The following is a 213-nucleotide window of genomic DNA, read 5'->3' as shown; positions in this document are numbered from 1 at the left end:
CGGCCGGCATAGGGAACGAGTTTGGGGCGTTCGGCTTCGAACACGTCCCAGATCGTCTGATCGGTCAGCTCCGGATGGCGATGAGCCTTGGCGTAGGCGATGCATTTGTCGAGCAGCCAGGCGTTTAACTCGTCGAGGGTTTTGAACCGCAGCCGCGGCGTGAAGAAGCGTTCCCGGACCAGCCCGACCTGGTTCTCGACTTGCCCCTTCTCC

At 62.0% G+C, this 213-nt stretch carries 1 pseudogene; it reads right to left on the bottom strand.

The window, feature by feature from the left end:
* Nucleotides 1-213, bottom strand: a pseudogene (locus tag QJT78_RS53010) (IS21 family transposase); the annotation flags it as partial.

Origin of the sequence: Bradyrhizobium sp. Mp27 (genome assembly GCF_029953005.1) — a bacterium.
In the GTDB taxonomy this organism is placed as follows: domain Bacteria; phylum Pseudomonadota; class Alphaproteobacteria; order Rhizobiales; family Xanthobacteraceae; genus Bradyrhizobium; species Bradyrhizobium barranii.
The sequence above is the reverse complement of the archived record's forward strand: the minus strand, read 5'-3'. Positions and strand labels throughout refer to the sequence as shown.